General features: G+C 68.1%; 10 protein-coding genes. 3 read left to right on the top strand and 7 right to left on the bottom strand.

Translation table 11 applies throughout. The features are described 5' to 3' along the window. Positions 1–194: 194 nt before the first annotated feature. The 3 genes from STRNI_RS21390 to STRNI_RS21380 all read right to left on the bottom strand — a co-directional run bounded on the left by STRNI_RS21390 (position 195) and on the right by STRNI_RS21380 (position 6,578). Entirely contained in the window at positions 195–1,907 is a 1,713-nt protein-coding gene (locus tag STRNI_RS21390) for a serine/threonine protein kinase (protein ID WP_274737052.1), read from the bottom strand. Positions 1,908–2,014: 107 nt separating this feature from the next. Continuing rightward, positions 2,015–4,213, bottom strand: a complete 2,199-nt coding sequence (gene murJ / locus STRNI_RS21385) for a murein biosynthesis integral membrane protein MurJ (protein ID WP_018092108.1) — start codon at positions 4,211–4,213, stop codon at positions 2,015–2,017. A 46-nt stretch (positions 4,214–4,259) separates the two neighbouring features. Beyond that, on the bottom strand, positions 4,260–6,578 hold the full coding sequence (locus STRNI_RS21380; protein WP_381844058.1) for a DUF6049 family protein: 2,319 nt from the start codon (positions 6,576–6,578) through the stop codon (positions 4,260–4,262). Between the two features lie 186 nt (positions 6,579–6,764). Between STRNI_RS21380 and STRNI_RS21375 the strand changes: the two genes are divergently transcribed. After that, the gene (locus STRNI_RS21375; protein WP_159487380.1) at positions 6,765–8,240 is read left to right on the top strand and encodes a CCA tRNA nucleotidyltransferase; all 1,476 of its coding nucleotides are present in this window, start codon (positions 6,765–6,767) and stop codon (positions 8,238–8,240) included. An 89-nt stretch (positions 8,241–8,329) separates the two neighbouring features. On the opposite strand, the gene STRNI_RS21370 is transcribed toward STRNI_RS21375, so the two are convergent. The 4 genes from STRNI_RS21370 to STRNI_RS21355 form a co-directional block, all read right to left on the bottom strand. Continuing rightward, entirely contained in the window at positions 8,330–8,908 is a 579-nt protein-coding gene (locus STRNI_RS21370; RefSeq protein ID WP_277411823.1) for an LppU/SCO3897 family protein, read from the bottom strand. Between the two features lie 113 nt (positions 8,909–9,021). Continuing rightward, entirely contained in the window at positions 9,022–10,281 is a 1,260-nt protein-coding gene (locus STRNI_RS21365) for an MFS transporter (RefSeq protein WP_159487379.1), read from the bottom strand. Between the two features lie 78 nt (positions 10,282–10,359). Continuing rightward, positions 10,360–11,442: an inositol-3-phosphate synthase gene (locus STRNI_RS21360; protein ID WP_018092113.1), complete on the bottom strand. Its 1,083-nt coding sequence runs from the start codon at positions 11,440–11,442 to the stop codon at positions 10,360–10,362. A gap of 46 nt (positions 11,443–11,488) precedes the next feature. Then, positions 11,489–12,169, bottom strand: coding sequence for a PadR family transcriptional regulator (locus STRNI_RS21355; protein WP_018092114.1), 681 nt, complete (start codon positions 12,167–12,169; stop codon positions 11,489–11,491). Positions 12,170–12,530: 361 nt separating this feature from the next. On the opposite strand from STRNI_RS21355, the gene STRNI_RS21350 reads away from it, so the two are divergent. Together STRNI_RS21350 and STRNI_RS21345 are read left to right on the top strand one after the other, a co-directional pair. Next, positions 12,531–15,188 carry a transglycosylase domain-containing protein gene (locus STRNI_RS21350; protein ID WP_026170064.1) on the top strand — a complete coding sequence of 886 codons (2,658 nt, stop codon included), beginning with the start codon at positions 12,531–12,533 and terminating at the stop codon, positions 15,186–15,188. A 120-nt stretch (positions 15,189–15,308) separates the two neighbouring features. After that, the gene (locus tag STRNI_RS21345) at positions 15,309–16,790 is read left to right on the top strand and encodes a glycosyltransferase family 87 protein (protein WP_018092116.1); all 1,482 of its coding nucleotides are present in this window, start codon (positions 15,309–15,311) and stop codon (positions 16,788–16,790) included. The last annotated feature ends 3 nt before the right edge of the window (positions 16,791–16,793 follow it).

The following is a 16,793-nucleotide window of genomic DNA, read 5'->3' as shown; positions in this document are numbered from 1 at the left end:
GTGCGGCACTTGAGCGAGTGCGCATGATCATTTTAGTCCACGTGCCAGGGTTTCGGGTGGGGGTGACGCCCTGGTGGGGACAGGATCAGGCTGGTCTGCCGCACGATGAACGCCCCGCCGACCCGAAGGTTGGCGGGGCGTTCTCCACCTCGTATTTCTACGGGGTCCCGGTGCACCGAGTTAATGCTGGTGAGTCAGCTGAAGATTTTGACTTCTGAAATACCGCCGCGGAACCCATCCGATGTTCCATCAGTGGGAAGTTTCGTGATGTGGACCAGGACATAGCGAGACTTCACCGGCTGGTCGAGCTTCACATCCAACTTGTCGCCGGACTTTCCCAGCTTGGAAAGGCGTTGTGAGAAATCACCGAGCGTTGTCGGATCTGCTGCGGAGGGTGCCGCCGCGCGGACTTCTGCGGTCTGGCCCGGCCGATACATGGTGACCTGTATCCCGGAGATGTCCTTGGCGCTTCCGAGGTCAAGGATGATTCCACTGCCATCTGCGCGCGGCGACAGGTTTCCGAAGTTGGGCCAGCCCAGGAACCGTCCTGTCACCCAAGCAGTACTCGGATCGCCGTCCGTGACGTTGTGAGCCTGATCCTCCGAGAAAGGCTCGGCCAGGGGCGAGAACTCCGTGGCGCCCTTGACCGGGAGAGCCTTTCCTGTGGGCTTCTTCGGACCGCCGGCCGGCTGTGAGTTCCCCGGGGCGTCCTGGTCTTTCTCCCGCTTCAGCAGCGTGTCCGCCAGCTGCCAGCTGCCGAGCCCCAGTGCCGCGATGAGCAGCGCCGAGACGGACCACTTCAGGGCCCGGCCGGTGCGGCTCTGCAGCGGCGACGGAGGCGGGGTGACCGGCTGCGTGGCATGCGGTGCCGCCGCGCCGTGGGCGGACGACTGCCGATAGCTGCCCTGCTGGTAGCCGGTGCGCTGGTACGGCGGCGGGGCGTTGAACGCCGTCTCCGGGGGCCGGATGCGCGGCATGGCCGCGACAGCCTTGGCCAGTTCCTCCGGGGTGGTGCACGGCTGCTCCTGGCGGGAGGCCGTGGCGCCATCGTTGATCAGCGCGCGCATGGCCAGCTCGGACAGCCCGCGGTGAACTCCGGCGCGCACCTGGTCGGGCGCGATCAGCCCGACGCCCTTGGGCAGGCCGGTGAGGCCATGGGCGTCGTTCTCGTACGGCCAGCGCTGGGTCAGCGCGGCGTAGAGCAGTGCACCGATCGCCTCGGTGTCCGTGCGCTGCGGGGACTCGCAGGTGATGCCGCGCAGTGCCGCCATGACGGCCAGGCCGCGGATGCGGTACTGCCCGGACTCCGTACGCAGCACCGAGCCGGGGGTGATCCGCAGATGCGAGAGACCCTCGCGGTGCGCGGCGGCCATGGCCTGGGAGACCTGGCTGACGAGCTGGTAGGCGTCGTGCGGCTCCAGCGGGCCGTTGGCGAGCACCGTGGTGAGCTCGGTGGCGTCCGGCAGCCACTCATGGACGACGTAGACGAGGTCGTTCTCCTCCACGGCGTCCAGGACCTGGACGAACCGGGGGTCACCGAGCAGCGCCGACGAGCGGGCGGCGGACAGCACCGGCCGGGCTCTGGGATGGTCGGCGGGCAGGATGTGCACACCGACGGCGCGGCGCAGCATTTCGTCGACCGCACGCCAGCTGCTGAATCCGTCCAGACGGGTGACGCACTCTTCGAGGCGGTAGCGTCTGGCAAGCTTGTGGCCGCTGTGCAGTTCCGGTGGCTGGGCTTCGATCGCCTCGGCACGCTCCTCATCGGTGCCTGCGGCGTCCTGTTCCCTGCCGGATACCTTCTCGGCCTTAGCACCGTCGTCCGTGGCCTTACCCGCCTTGGCGGTCAGCGGTTCCTCACCGCTCGTGTCAGCCACGTCGACGGCAGCCGTGCTCCGTTCCGCCACCGTCGTTCCTGCCTCCCCATCCGTTGCAGGCTCAATGAGCCAAGACAATTGTGCCCACAGTCCGCCACTATGCACGACACACGGTGGCAGTCGATGGTTGTGCTCAACTAACGTCCAAGCTTCGACCGGACCATGCCGACCAGGGCGTTCAGTTCCTCGATGCGCATTTTGCGTGCGGCTACGTAGAACACGGCCAGAAGTGCGGCAATACCGGCGATCAGCGCGGTGATCGACCCCAGGAACCCGGTGCCGAGTGTCTGCATGATCCCGTACACCGCGGCCCCCGAGACGATCGTGGCCGGAATGCTGGCGCCGGCCAGCCGTGCGTAGGTCCGGACGACATGAGCGGTGTCGAGGTCGCCGTCCATGCGCTTGCTCAGACGGCGCCAGGCCACGCCGACGCCGATGATGTACGCCAGGCCGTACGAGGCGGCCATGCCGACCACGGCCCAGCGCGCGGGCAGGACCAGGAAGCAGAGACCGGAGGCCACGGCGTTGACGGCGGCGACGATCACCGTGTTGTAGAAGGGCGTGCGGGTGTCCTCGTACGCGTAGAAGGCGCGCAGGACGACGTACTGCACCGAGAACGGGATCAGGCCCACACCGAAAGCCATCAGCATGTAGCCCATCGGGATGCCGGCGCCGGACGAACCGTAGACCAGCGTGCACAGCGGGATGCCGAGGGAGAGGAAGCCGAACGAGATCGGGACGATGGCGACGGCGGAGGTGCGCAGGCCCTGCGAGATGTCGTCGCGGACGGCTCCGGTGTCACCGTCGTGTGCCGACCGGGCCAGCCGCGGCAGCAGCGCCGCCATCACGGAGACGGTGATGATCGCCTGCGGCATGTTCCAGATCAGCTGTGCGCTGGCGTACGAGATGAAGCCGGTGCCCGGGTGCCCCTGGTCGTTGGCGGTGTTTCCGGCCCAGGTGGAGAGCTGGGTGACGACCAGGACGCCGGCCTGGTTCGCGAGCACGAACAGCACCGTCCACTTGGCGAGCTTGGCGGCCTTGCCCAGGCCGTGGCCGCGCCAGTCGAAGCGGAGCCGGAGTTTGAAGTCGGCGTCGCGCAGGTACGGGATCATCGCCAGCGCCTGGACGACGAGCCCGAGGAGGGTGCCGATGCCCAGGAGCCGGATGCCCTCGTCGGGGATGGTGGTGACGCCGATGTGCGAGGTCTCCGCCGTGCCGTAGACCCAGATGAACAGGCCGAAGGTGGCGATCATGACGATGTTGTTGAGGACCGGGGTCCACATCATCGCGCCGAAGCGGCCGCGGGCGTTGAGGATCTGTCCCATCACGACATGCAGACCCATGAAGAAGATCGTGGGTACGCAGTAGCGGGTGAACGCGACGGCCACTTCGTTGGCGGCCGGGTCGCGGGAGATGTCGAAGGAGACCAGCTTCACCAGCAGTGGCGCCGCCACGACCGACAGGACCGTCAGCACGCCGAGGACCACCATGACCAGCGTCAGCAGCCGGTTGGCATAGGCCTCGCCGCCGTCGTCGTCCTCCTTCATCGCGCGGACCAGCTGCGGGACGAAGACGGAGTTCAGACCGCCGCCGATGGTCAGGATGAAGATCATCGTCGGAAGCTGGTAGGCGACCTGCCAGGAGTCACCGAGCACCGCACCGCCGAGCGCCGCGACGATCAGTGCCGAGCGGACGAAGCCCGTGAGACGCGACACCATCGTGCCGGCGGCCATCACCGCGCTGGACTTGAGCAGACCGGAGGCCCGGCCGCCGGAGGGCTTGCCGGCCGCCGCCACAGGGGCGGGCTCCGGCTCCGGCGCGGGCTGCTGGGGCACCGCCTCCGCGCCGGCCGCCGCGGGCCCCGGAGGCACCGGAGCGGGCTGCTGGGGCTCGTAGTGCTGCTGGTCCCGGTAGAGATGCGCGAAGGCGTCGGACTCCGGACGCTCGTTGGAGGCGCGGGTCATCAGGTGGTCGAGGCCCAGGAGCTGTGTCGTCGCCTGGTCCTCGCCGTACGGGAGGTGGGGGGCCGGCGCCTGTGGCCCGGGTGGCGGGGGCGGGGCCCACTGCTGCGGGTCGGGCGTGTGCCGGCCGGCGGCGGGCTGCTGGTAGGGCGGGGGCGCGGGCTGTCCCGGCGGCGGGGGGTGCGCGGCGCGGTCGTAGAGCGCCTCGGTCACCGGATCCTGAGCCGTCGGGTCCTGGGCGCGGAACGGATCGTTGCGGTAGGCGTCCTGGACGTAGGGGTCCTGGTCCGCGGGCAACGGGGGCGTCGGAGGCACCGGGCCCGTGGGGTCGCCATTGGCGCCCCGGCCCCGGTCACCGTCATACGGCGCATTCATCGCTGCCCCACCTCATCCGTCGCCGGCCATCCGGCCCCGCTATCTATCAACGGTCCACTTTCTCACCTGAGCCGGACGGGCCGGAGCTTTCCGATCCGGTGTCCGGCGTGGGGTCACTCGGCTGCTCGGGCTCGTCGCCGTCCGTGCCGCCGTTGTCGCCGTCCGTACCTGTGTCGTCCTCGGGACCCTCGCCGTCGGACCCGTCCTCCGCGCGCTGGGCGGCCGCCCGCTTGCGCTGGAGGTAGATCCGCACACCGGCGAGGACGAGGAGCAGCACCCCGCCGGCGATGACGAGCATCACCGTGGCGGTGATCTCCGTGACGTTCACCTGGAACATCATGGGCTCACCGTAGGTCTTTCCGTCGGCCGTGTAGAGCTGGGCGGTCACCCAGGCCCGGCCGTTGGCGTTCGCCGTGGTGGCGAACTTGAACGACTGGCTGTGGCCGCCGTCCACCGTGATCTGCTGCGCCTTGCCCGCGTCCAGACGGTTGGGCTGGGACGAGGTCAGCTTCAGCGTCATGTCCTTGACGCCCTGGACCAGGTTGTTCTGGACCGTCACCGGAATCGTGGCGCTGCGCCCGGAGAGCGTCGCCCCCGACTTCTGGATCAGGTGCACCTTCTTGGTCAGACCGTCGAGGTAGCTGCGGACGGAGTGCCGGTATCCCGCGGCACCGGAGGCATGGCCGCGCCACTCCGTCGACATCTCCCGCATTATGGCGCTGCCGAACGGGGTCACCACACGCTCCGGCTGGGCCAGGATCACCCGGTAGTCGTCCAGCGCGGCCTGGGTGCCCTGGATCTGCCGGAAGGCGCTGGTGGGGAGTTCCTGGCGGCGCAGCGAGGACGGGTAGGCGGCACCGCTCGGGACCTGGCGGGTGGCCGAGCGGTCGGGCTTGGCCTTGGCCGCCTTGCCGAGGCTCAGCGACTGGGTCCAGCTCCCGGAGTCGTCCAGCGTCCGCAGCGCGGTGGCCATGGCGTGGGCCTGGCTGACGGACGGCATGCGCTGCGGCGCCACGACGATGCTGCGCTGCCGGTCGGGGTCCTCAAGGCTGATCATCTGGGTCTGTGCGACGAAGTCCTGGACCGCGTGGACGGAGTTTCCGGCCTTCGACATATCGCCTTCGAAGGCCCGCGAGAGCTGCGCATCCGCGACGATGGCCGTGTTGCCGCCACCGATGGGGCGGGCCGCCGTCGGGGTGTAGGACAGGCCTCCGGTCTCCCGCAGGCTGTCGCTGCGGGTGATCACGTTGTGCGCACCGGCCGAGGTCGCGACATCCACGACCGAGGAGTCGATCGCACCGTCGACGGGCCAGGCGAAGTCCGTACGCGGCTTCACGCCGAGGATCGTGTCCACGGTCGACTCGGCGAGGTCGGTGGCCGGGCCGAGGTGGCTGAGCGCGCTGGGCACGCTCTTGCCGTGATGGGCGAGCGAGGCGAGGTCGGGGTCGGCGAAGGGCAGCGCGACGACCTCGTGCGACTTGACCGCTTCTTCGAGCTCGTGCAGCCACTGCTTGGCGACGGCCTGGTTCTTGCCCATGGGGCCGTCCGGGCCGTTCACCCGGTACGACTTGGTCATCGCGTCGACGGTCGCGAGCAGGTCGGGATCGATGACGAAGGTCACGGGCAGGTTCTTGCCGAGCGCGACCATCTGCTGCAGCCGGCCTCCCGGCGCGAGCTCGGCAGCGAGGTCGTCGTTGCGGAAGACCGGCGTCTGCTGGGCGTCGGCGTCGGTCTCGGCGGTGAGATGGGTGGAGGAGATCAGCGGCCACAGGTACGTGAGCTGCGTCTTCTTCTGGGCGTCGGCCTCCTGCCAGGGCAGCAGCGTCCGGTCGAAGCCGAGGACCTGGTTGTAGGGCGCGGCCTGCGAGCGTCCTGACACAGAGACACCGAGCTGGTACACACCGTCCTTGTCGAGACGGAGGTCCTTGACCGGCACGCTGACGCTGAAGGGGCGGCTGACGCCGGGCTCCAGCTTGCCGATCTTCTCCGCGCTCCCGTTGATCTCCTTGCCGTCCGCGCCGGGCAGATAGCCGGTGCGACGGGACACATTGTCGATGGAGCTCCGGCCGCCGAGGGCGTCCCCGCGGTTCATGCCGACATGCGCGTCGGTGATCGTGTCGCGTCCGTCATTGGTCAGCGTCCCGGAGACGGTGACCGTGTCGCTCTTGGAAGGAGCGGACGGGGACATCGAGTCGATGGTGACGTCGACCGTGCGGGAGCCCGTCGGGGCCGCCTGGGCGGTGGCAGCGTGCGGAACCTGGATCAGCCCCATCAGCAGGAGCACTCCAGTGAGCAGTGTCACGGTCCTTCGCAGCCATCGACCACGCGGCCGTTCAGTCCCCTGGAACCCTGCCGCCTCGGCCACGCGCTCGTCCGTCCCTCGTCTTCGTCAGTGGTCGTCGGAATGTGCGTCCACGAATGGTAACGAGGCCCGCTGCGCCGTAGTGCCGGGGACTGCTCCACATGATCGCGGTGCGGAGAGCCGGGCGCCCAGCCTGTCCCCTTTATTACGTGACGCCTCGCGCTGCGCGGCCACGTACCCTGTTTTGTTGTGCCGAACGCCAACAATGACCTCCCCGCCCCGATCGCCGAGCGGACCCCGCAGTCGACGAACGCGCTGAACCATGTCCAGCGCCGAGCCGTGAGCGAGCTGCTGCGGGTGTCCCCCGTCGCGGATGACCTGGCCCGTCGATTCCAGGAGGCCGGGTTCACACTTGCCCTGGTCGGCGGCTCGGTCCGGGATGCGCTCCTGGGCCGGCTCGGCAACGACCTGGACTTCACCACCGATGCCCGCCCCGAGGACGTTCTGAAGATCGTCCGGCCGTGGGCGGACGCGGTCTGGGAGGTCGGCATCGCTTTCGGCACGGTCGGCTGCAAGAAGGACTCCTTCGACATCGAGGTCACGACCTACCGGTCCGAGGCGTACGACCGCACCTCCCGCAAGCCCGAGGTGTCGTACGGCGACTCCATCGAGCAGGATCTGGTGCGCCGGGACTTCACGGTGAACGCCATGGCGGTGCTGCTGCCGCAGAAGGAGTTCGTCGACCCGCACGACGGTCTGGAGGACCTGGCGGCGCGTGTGCTGCGGACGCCGGGGACGCCGGAGGAGTCGTTCTCCGATGATCCGCTGCGGATGATGCGCGCCGCCCGCTTCGCGGCCCAGCTGGACTTCGAGGTGGACCCCGAGGTCTTCGCCGCGATGAAGGCGATGTCGGACCGCATCGAGATCGTCTCCGCGGAGCGCGTACGGGACGAGCTGAACAAGCTGGTCCTGGCGCCGCACCCGCGCGAGGGGCTGCGGCTGCTCGTCGAATCCGGCCTGGCGGACCATGTCCTGCCCGAGCTCCCCGCACTGCGGCTGGAGAGTGACGAGCATCACCGTCACAAGGACGTCTACGAGCACTCGCTGACGGTGCTGGAGCAGGCGATCGACCTCGAAGAGAACGGGCCCGATCTCGTGCTGCGGCTGGCCGCACTCCTCCACGACATCGGAAAGCCCCGGACGCGGCGCTTCGAGAAGGACGGCCGGGTCTCCTTCCATCACCACGAGGTGGTGGGCGCGAAGATGACCAAGAAGCGGATGACCGCTCTCAAGTACTCCAATGACCTGGTCAAGGACGTCTCACGGCTGGTGGAGCTGCATCTGCGCTTCCACGGCTACGGGACGGGCGAGTGGACGGACTCGGCGGTGCGCCGGTATGTGCGGGACGCCGGCCCGCAGCTGGAGCGGCTGCACAAGCTCACGCGCTCGGACTGCACCACCCGCAACAAGCGCAAGGCCGGCGCCCTCTCGCGCGCCTATGACGGGCTCGAGGAGCGCATCGCGCGGCTGCAGGAGCAGGAAGAGCTGGAATCGATCCGCCCGGACCTGGACGGCAACGACATCATGCAGATTCTGGGCATCCGCCCGGGGCCCGAGGTCGGCAAGGCGTACAAGCAGATGCTGGAGCTCCGGCTGGAGCACGGGCCCATGGAGCGGGAGGCGGCGGTCGCTGCGCTGAAGGAGTGGTGGGCCGCTCAGAGCTGAGCGTGAAACGGGCGGTGTTTCACGTGAAACAAGGAGCGGTGTTTCACGTGAAACACCGCTCCTTTGTCTTCCAGCGCGTTCGGCGTGCGCTACTTCACCGAGGTCAGGCAGAGCACCATGCGGGTGTCGCCGCTCCTGCGACGGTGCACGCTCTTGGTGTAGGCCGACTCTCCCTCTGCGCACAGCGTCGGGTCCGTGGTGTTGTTGTGCACCTTGCTCACCTTGTACTGAGCTTCGGAGCTACTGCAGTCCACCACCTTGAGCCCGTCGTCGAGTGAACTGCTGGACTTCTGCACACAGTCACCGGCCTCAGCGTTCTCCGCGTCGTCCTGGCTGACGATCCAGAAGAACGCGAAGACGATCACCGCGATGACGAGCCCGATGCCCCTCAGGATCGCCTTGACGGACCGGCGCTTGGCGGGCTGAGGCGGAGGCACCGGAGCTCCGCCCTGCATGTAGGGCTGCTGCGGCTGAGGAGCCATGGGGTAACCCGCCGGCGGCTGCTGTCCGTACGGAGCCTGCGGCTGCGGGGGGTAGGCGTAGCCCTGGGGCTGGCCGTAGGGGGCCTGCGGTGCTTGCGGCGCCTGCGGATAAGGATTCTGGCCGTACGGCGGCTGCCCGTACGGCGCCTGACCGTACGGATTCTGGCCCTGAGGCGGCGTGGTCATGGGACTCCCCCGATATTGATGTGTACAGGCTCGTGTAGGACGCCCGTAAGGTATCGGGTCCGGGTACGCGCCGTTGCAGGGCCCAGGGCGCTGCACCGGGCGAGGGGCGACGCCTAACCGCGCCCCGAGCGAACCATCGCCGCGGCGACCAGCGCATACAGCACGGTCACCATGCCGAGCAGGGCTGCGGACCGTCCGTCCGGAGGCAGCATCAGCGCCGCGACCGCGGCAGCCCCGACGAAGGCGACGTTGAAGAGCACGTCGTAGATGGCGAAGGACCGGCCGCGGAAGGCGTCGTCGACCGTCGACTGGACGATCGTGTCCGTGGAGATCTTGGTTCCTTGGGTGCTCAGGCCGAGCACGAACGCGGCGGCCAGCATCGGACCCGGCGTGAAGAACAGCCCGAGTGACGGCACCAGGACCGCGCCCAGTGCCGCACAGCCTGCGATCCAGCCGAACGCGGTGAGCCTCCCCACCGCCCAGGGCGTGACGACAGCGGCCGCGAAGAAGCCCGCTCCTGACACTCCGACGGTGATCCCGAGCAGCGCCAGTCCTTCGGACTCGGTCTCGGCCCAGGAGTACCGGCACAGCATCAGCACCATGACCGTCAGAGCCCCGTAGCAGAAACGGATCAAGGCCATCGCGATCAGTGCGCGGGCCGGGGTGCGCCGCTCGGCGAGATGGCGCAGCCCTTCCCTCAGCCCGCGCACGGTGCTCAACAGGGCTTCCCGCAGGTGTGGTTGGAGGCGTGCGGGGTCGGGGCCGAGCAGCTCCGGGGCCATGCGCAGCGTGGTCAGGGCCGAACAGAAGTAGAGGGCCGCGGAGAGCAGCACGACGAAGGCGTCCACGTCCGAGCCGGCCAGCCGGACGGCGAAGGCGAGCCCGCCGCCCGCCGTCGCGGCGAGCGTGCCCGCCGTGGGGGTGAGGGAGTTGGCCATGACCAGCTGCTGTTGACCGTCGACGACACGCGGGAGCGCGGCCGAGAGCCCGGCCAGGACGAAGCGGTTCACGGCGGTCACGGAGAGGGCCGAGGCGTAGAAGAGCCAGTCGGGGACCTTCGACACGATCAGCGTCGCGGTGGCCATGGCCAGCAGGGTGCGCAGCAGATTGCCGTACAGCAGGACCTGACGGCGCCGCCAGCGGTCGAGCAGCACACCGGTGAACGGTCCGAGAAGGGAGTACGGGAGCAGCAGGATCGCCATGGCGGAGGCGATGGCCGCTGGCGACGTCTGCTTCTCGGGCGAGAAGACGACGAAGGTGGCGAGCGCGACCTGGAACACCCCGTCGGCCGCCTGGGACAGGAGCCGTGCGGCAAGGAGCGAACGGAAGTCGCGTAGCCGGAGTAATACGCGAAGGGCGCGCACAGCATGCATGAGGCACAGCCTCACACAGCCCGCAGGCCCCCGGGCGGAATACCCGGGGGCCTGCGGAGGGAGGGTGCGTCGGGCGGCTCAGCGCTCGGCGTCACCGCTGATGAACTTCTCGACGTTCTCCCGTGCCTCGTCGTCGAAGTACTGCACCGGCGGCGACTTCATGAAGTACGAGGACGCGGAGAGGATCGGGCCACCGATGCCCCGGTCCTTGGCGATCTTCGCGGCGCGCAGGGCGTCGATGATGACACCCGCGGAGTTCGGGGAGTCCCAGACCTCGAGCTTGTACTCCAGGTTCAGCGGGACATCACCGAAGGCGCGGCCCTCGAGGCGGACGTAGGCCCACTTGCGGTCGTCCAGCCACGCCACGTAGTCGGAGGGGCCGATGTGGACGTTGTCCTCGCCCAGCTCACGGTCCCGGATCTGGGAGGTGACGGCCTGGGTCTTGGAGATCTTCTTGGACTCCAGGCGATCACGCTCGAGCATGTTCTTGAAGTCCATGTTGCCGCCGACGTTCAGCTGCATCGTGCGGTCCAGGATGACGCCCCGGTCCTCGAAGAGCTTGGCCATCACCCGGTGCGTGATCGTGGCGCCGACCTGCGACTTGATGTCGTCACCGACGATCGGGACACCCGCCTCGGTGAACTTGTCCGCCCACTCCTTGGTGCCGGCGATGAAGACCGGGAGCGCGTTGACGAACGCGACCTTGGCGTCGATGGCGCACTGGGCGTAGTACTTCGCGGCGTCCTCGGAGCCGACAGGGAGGTAGCAGACCAGCACGTCGGCCTGCGTGTCCTTGAGGACCTGGACGACGTCGACCGGGGCCTCGGGGGACTCCTCGATCGTCTGGCGGTAGTACTTGCCCAGGCCGTCGAGGGTGTGACCGCGCTGGACCTGCACGCCGGCGTTCGGCACGTCGCAGATCTTGATGGTGTTGTTCTCGCTGGCGCCGATGGCATCCGCGAGGTCGAGCCCGACCTTCTTGGCGTCGACGTCGAAGGCAGCCACGAACTCGATGTCACGCACGTGGTAGTCGCCGAACTGCACGTGCATGAGGCCGGGCACGCGGCTCTTCGGGTCGGCGTCCTTGTAGTACTCGACGCCCTGTACCAGCGAGGCGGCGCAGTTGCCCACGCCGACGATGGCTACGCGAACCGAACCCATTCCGGTTGCTCCCTGTGTTCTCGATGAGGATCTGCACAGCAGAGCCTCATGTGGTGGTGTCATCGGACGGATCCGGCCGGGTACCACCCCGGTGCCGGGGCAGGCCGCCCGTATCTCCTGACTGGTTCTTCTTGTCCTGCGCTGCGGAGCCCGTGGGGCGCTGATCGCGCCCGGCGCGCTCGCTCTCGATGAGCTCGTTCAGCCAACGGACTTCGCGCTCCACGGATTCCATGCCGTGCCGCTGCAGTTCGAGGGTGTAGTCGTCCAGCCGCTCGCGGGACCTGGCCAGGGAGGTACGCATCCTCTCCAGGCGCTCCTCCAGCCGGCTGCGGCGGCCTTCCAGCACGCGCATCCGTACGTCCCGCGAGGTCTGGCCGAAGAATGCGAAGCGGACGCCGAAGTGCTCGTCCTCCCACGCATCCGGCCCGGAGTGGGCGAGCAACTCCTCGAAGTGTTCTTTGCCCGCCGGTGTCAATCGGTAGACGATCTTGGCGCGGCGCCCTGTCAGAGCCGCGGGGGGTACGCCCTCCGGGGCGCCGTCCGTCTCCTCGATCAGCCAGCCGCTCGCGACCAGTGCCTTGAGGCAGGGGTAGAGGGTGCCATAGCTGAACGCACGGAAGACCCCGAGCGAGGTGTTGAGCCGTTTTCGCAGCTCATAGCCGTGCATCGGGGACTCGCGGAGCAGGCCGAGGACGGCGAACTCGAGGACGCCGGAACGTCTGCTCATCCTCCGCCTCCTTGGTCCGGTGCGCTCTTTATGTCGTGCTGATGTATCGACTCGATACATCCAGACGATAGAACGGCCACCTGGGCGGAACAAGAGGGGGCACGGTGAACGGCATCACATCACCGAATCGTTCTCATCAAGCTGACTGATTTGGAGTGAATTTCAACACTGGGCAGGTTTTGGCCGTGCGTAGTCTGTGCGGCATGCAGACTGCCGGGAACCGTGGGCCGATATCTGGCGTCCTCATCCTCGGTGTAGTGCGGCTCGCGCCTCAGGAGCGGGCCGTGCATCGGGGGGACCTGAAGACAACTGCCGCCTTCAGGCGACGAGATAGCGCGCCTGCCCGAGGAGTATTCGTTCCATGAGCGAGCACCGTCGCAAACCGCCACAGCCGCAGAGTGGCGGACGTGCCGCGGCCCGACGCGCCGCACAGCAGCCATCGGGGCGCCGTGCCGCCCCTTCCCGTGGCTCCGCTGCCGGTTCTGCCGCCCACTCCGAGCCGTCCGGCCACGAGCCGCGGCAGGGTGGGCGTGCCGACGCCCGTAGAGCCGCCCAGCGTGGTGGCCGCCGGCGGTCGTCCGATGCCGCGATGGCCTCCGGCGATGGCGCCGGAGGCCGTGGTGGCGGTGGCCGTCGCGGCGGTGGCGGCGGTGGTCCCGAGGGAGGCCGTGGCCGCGGTCGCGGCGGCGGGAATCCTGCCAAGAAGCGTTTCATCGACTACCCGCGGGCCAACCGCGTCGGCTGGCGGCGCTTCGTACCGTCGTGGAAACAGGTCACGACCCTGTGCGTCGGATTCATAGGGCTGATCGTGGGTGCCTCCGGCGTCGCGCTGGCCCTGGTGAACGTGCCCAGCGAGAGTGCCGCCGCCAAGTCGCAGAACAACGTCTACCTCTGGGCCGACGGCAAGGTCATGGCGCGTGACGGTGAGACGAACCGGCAGAACGTCACGATCAACGAGATTCCGCTCGAGATGCAGAAAGCGGCGATCGCCGCGGAGAACGCGTCGTTCCGGACGGACTCGGGCGTGGACCCGATGGGCATCGCACGTGCGCTGGTCAACATGGCCAAGGGCGGCGAGACCCAGGGCGGATCGACCATCACTCAGCAGTACGTGAAGAACGCGATGCTGAGCCAGGAGCAGACCCTTGACCGTAAGTTCAAGGAGCTGTTCATCGCGATCAAGGTCGGCTGGTCGAAGAGCAAGGACCAGATCCTTCAGGGGTATCTGAACACCAGCTACTACGGCCGCGGGGCGTACGGGATCCAGGCAGCGGCTCAGGCGTACTACGGAGTGGACGCCGAAAAGCTGGACGCGAACCAGAGCGCCTTCCTGGCCACCGTGCTCAAGGGCGCGGATCTGTACGACCCGGCGGGCGGCACCAGCCCGGGGGCCACGCGGGCGGCGAACACCAAGCGCGCCAAGGCGCGGTGGTCCTGGATTCTCGACCGGGAGGTCGAGAACGGCCTCCTGTCCAAGGCGCAGCGGAACAAGTACCGGGGGCACTTCCCCAAGCCGCATCTGCCGAAGCCGGTGGCCAGCAAGAGCGGTCAGATCGGCTACATGATGGACACCGCGAAGAAGTACGTGCTGAAGCACTCGGGTCTCAGCGAAGCCCAGTTCGACAAGGGCGGCTACACGATCCACACGACCTTCAACTCGAAGAAGACCGCCCAGCTCGAGTCCGCGGTCAAGAACGTCAACAAGCGGTACATCGACCCGAAGAAGCGCGCAAAGGACAAATTCGTCCAGTTCGGCGGTGCCTCAGTGGTGCCGGGCGACGGCAAGATCGTCGCCCTGTACGGCGGCGAGGGCTACGACAAGGGGCACTTCAGCAACAACGCGGACACCTTCGGTGTGCCGGTCGGCTCGACCTGGAAGCCGTTCGTGCTCGCGGCGGCGATGAAGGACGGAACGGCCAAGAGCAACGGGGTGCCGATCAGGCAGGACAGTCGCTACAACGGTGACGACCACCTCAAGGTGAAGGACGCCGAGGGGGGGTACGTCAAGAGGAGGGACGGCTCGTTCTTCTTCCAGGAGAACGAGAGCGACCATCCGTGGGGCTATATCTCGTTGACCAAGGCGATGGAGCAGTCCGTCAACACTCCGTTCGTGCAGCTCGGCATGGATGTGGGGATGGCGAAGGTCCGGAGCATGGCGCAGGCCGCGGGTATCTCGGAGGCCAGCTTCGACAAGAACCTGAACCCCTCCTTCGCGCTGGGCACCTCCACACCGAGCGCGATTCGTATGGCCGATGCCTATGCCACATTCGCCCAGTCCGGGACGAAGGTGGAGCCGTATTCGGTGACGCAGGTGACGTACAAGGGCCGGGACCTCGATGGTTTCGAGAAGCCTCAGAGCGAAACGGCGATGGATGCCAACATCGCCAACAACGTGACCAAGGTGCTGGAGAACGTCATCGACAACGGCACGGCGAAGGAAGCCAAGCGGCTGAACATGCCGGCGGCGGGCAAGACCGGCACCACCGACGAGAACAAGTCGGCCTGGTTCGTCGGCTACACCAAGCAGCTGTCGACGGCCATCACGATGTTCCGTGAGGACGCGGGGAATCCGCGCCAGCTGTCCATGAACGGTGTCGGTGGCTTTGACTCGATCCACGGTGGTGCGCTGCCCACCGAGGTGTGGACCGAGTACATGCTGCAGGCGATGAAGGGTGTCACCCCGGAGTCCTTCCCTCCGGCCACGCCCATCGGGCAGCGGTTTGACCAGGAAGGCATGCCGACGCCGACGCCGACTCCCACGCCGTCGGACACTCCGTCGAGCTCGCCGTCGGAGTCTCCCAGCGAGTCCGTTCCCCCGACGAACTCTCCGAGCCCGACCCCGACCGACACCTGCTCCCCCTGGGATCTGGAATGCCGGAACAGCGGTGGGGCGAGTAACGGCGGAGGTAACGGAAATGGCGCGGGTGGTCCCGGCGGTGGCCCCGGCGGCACGAGTCCGACGCCTGACCCGACGGATGCGACAGACAGCGGAGGCTGGCTCGGCGGCCCGAACGGCTGACCGTTTCACGTGAAACGCTGAAGGTTTCACGTGAAACGTGGAGCAACGAAGCCCTCGCCCGGTTTGCCCGGGCGGGGGCTTCGCCGTCTTCTGCCCGCGGGCGTACGGCAGGATGGGGCCATGACGAGCGTGCGACGGGACGATCCGGTACGGCCGACGAAGCGGGATGAGGTGGCGGCCGCCGGCAGCGAGCTGATCGGGGGGCCTATCGGCCGCCGCGCACTGCTCGGGACGCACTGGCTGACGCCGGTGCGGATCATCGCGCTCGTCGCCATCGGCATGTTCGCGCTCGGCATGGTGCAGAAGCTGCCCTGCTACAACGGCGGCTGGTTCTTCGGCGCCACGACCCAGTACACGCACGCCTGCTACTCCGACATCCCCCATCTCTATGCGGGGCGGGGCTTTGCCGATGGGCTGATCCCGTACTTCGACCGGCTGCCCGGCGATATGGAGTATCTCGAGTACCCCGTGCTCACAGGCGTCTTCATGGAGGTCGCCTCCTGGATGACTCCGCACTCCGGGGGGATCCAGCACCGCGAACAGATCTACTGGCTGGTCAACGCCGGCATGCTGATGATCTGCGCCGCTGTCATTGCGGTGTGTGTGGCCCGCACCCACCGCCGCCGCCCCTGGGACGGCCTCCTTGTCGCCCTGGCGCCCGCCTTCGCCCTCACCGCCACCATCAACTGGGATCTGCTAGCCATCGCCCTGACGGCAGCCGGGATGCTGATGTGGTCACGCAGCCGCCCGCTGGCGGCCGGCGTCCTCATCGGGCTGGCCACCGCGGCGAAGCTGTACCCGGTGCTGCTGCTGGGCCCGCTGCTGGTGCTGTGCTGGCGCGCAGGCGCCTGGCGCGCGTTCCGGAAGGTGCTGACCGGTACCGTCGCGTCCTGGCTCGTGGTGAACCTGCCGGTGATGATCACGCATGATGCCGCGGGCTTCCACATCCGGGAGGGCTGGGCGAAGTTCTACACGTTCAGCCAGGAACGGCCCATCGACTTCGGTTCGATCTGGCTCCTGATCTCGCAGCGCACCGGGAACCCCCTGGAGAACGCCAACACCTACGCCACGCTGCTGATGATCGTGGGCTGTGGCGCCATCGGCCTGCTGACGCTCTACGCACCGCGTCGGCCGCGCTTCGCACAGCTCGCGTTCCTCGTCGTCGCGCTGTTCATCCTCACCAACAAGGTCTACTCGCCGCAGTACGTCCTGTGGCTGACCCCGCTCGCCGCGCTGGCCCGGCCGCGTTGGCGGGACTTCCTGATCTGGCAGGCCTGCGAGGTCATGTACTTCCTGGGGATCTGGACGTACCTCGCGTACACAGGAAGCGGCGACAAGCACCAAGGACTGCCGACGGAGGGCTACCAACTGGCCATCGTGCTGCACCTCTTGGGCACGCTCTACCTGTGCGCCCTGGTCGTACGGGACATCCTGATGCCGGAGCGCGATGTAGTCCGCAGGGACGGGGACGACGATCCCTCGGGCGGAGTCCTGGACCGCAGCCCCGATGTGTTCGTGCTCGGACGGGCCTACCACCGGCCCCGGCATGCGGTGCAGTTCCAGGCGGCGCCCCAGGTGCGCTGGGGCGCCGTACGGGACTGAGCC

Origin of the sequence: Streptomyces nigrescens (assembly GCF_027626975.1) — a bacterium.
GTDB classification, from domain to species: domain Bacteria; phylum Actinomycetota; class Actinomycetes; order Streptomycetales; family Streptomycetaceae; genus Streptomyces; species Streptomyces nigrescens.
This window is presented reverse-complemented; position numbering and strand designations above follow the sequence as displayed.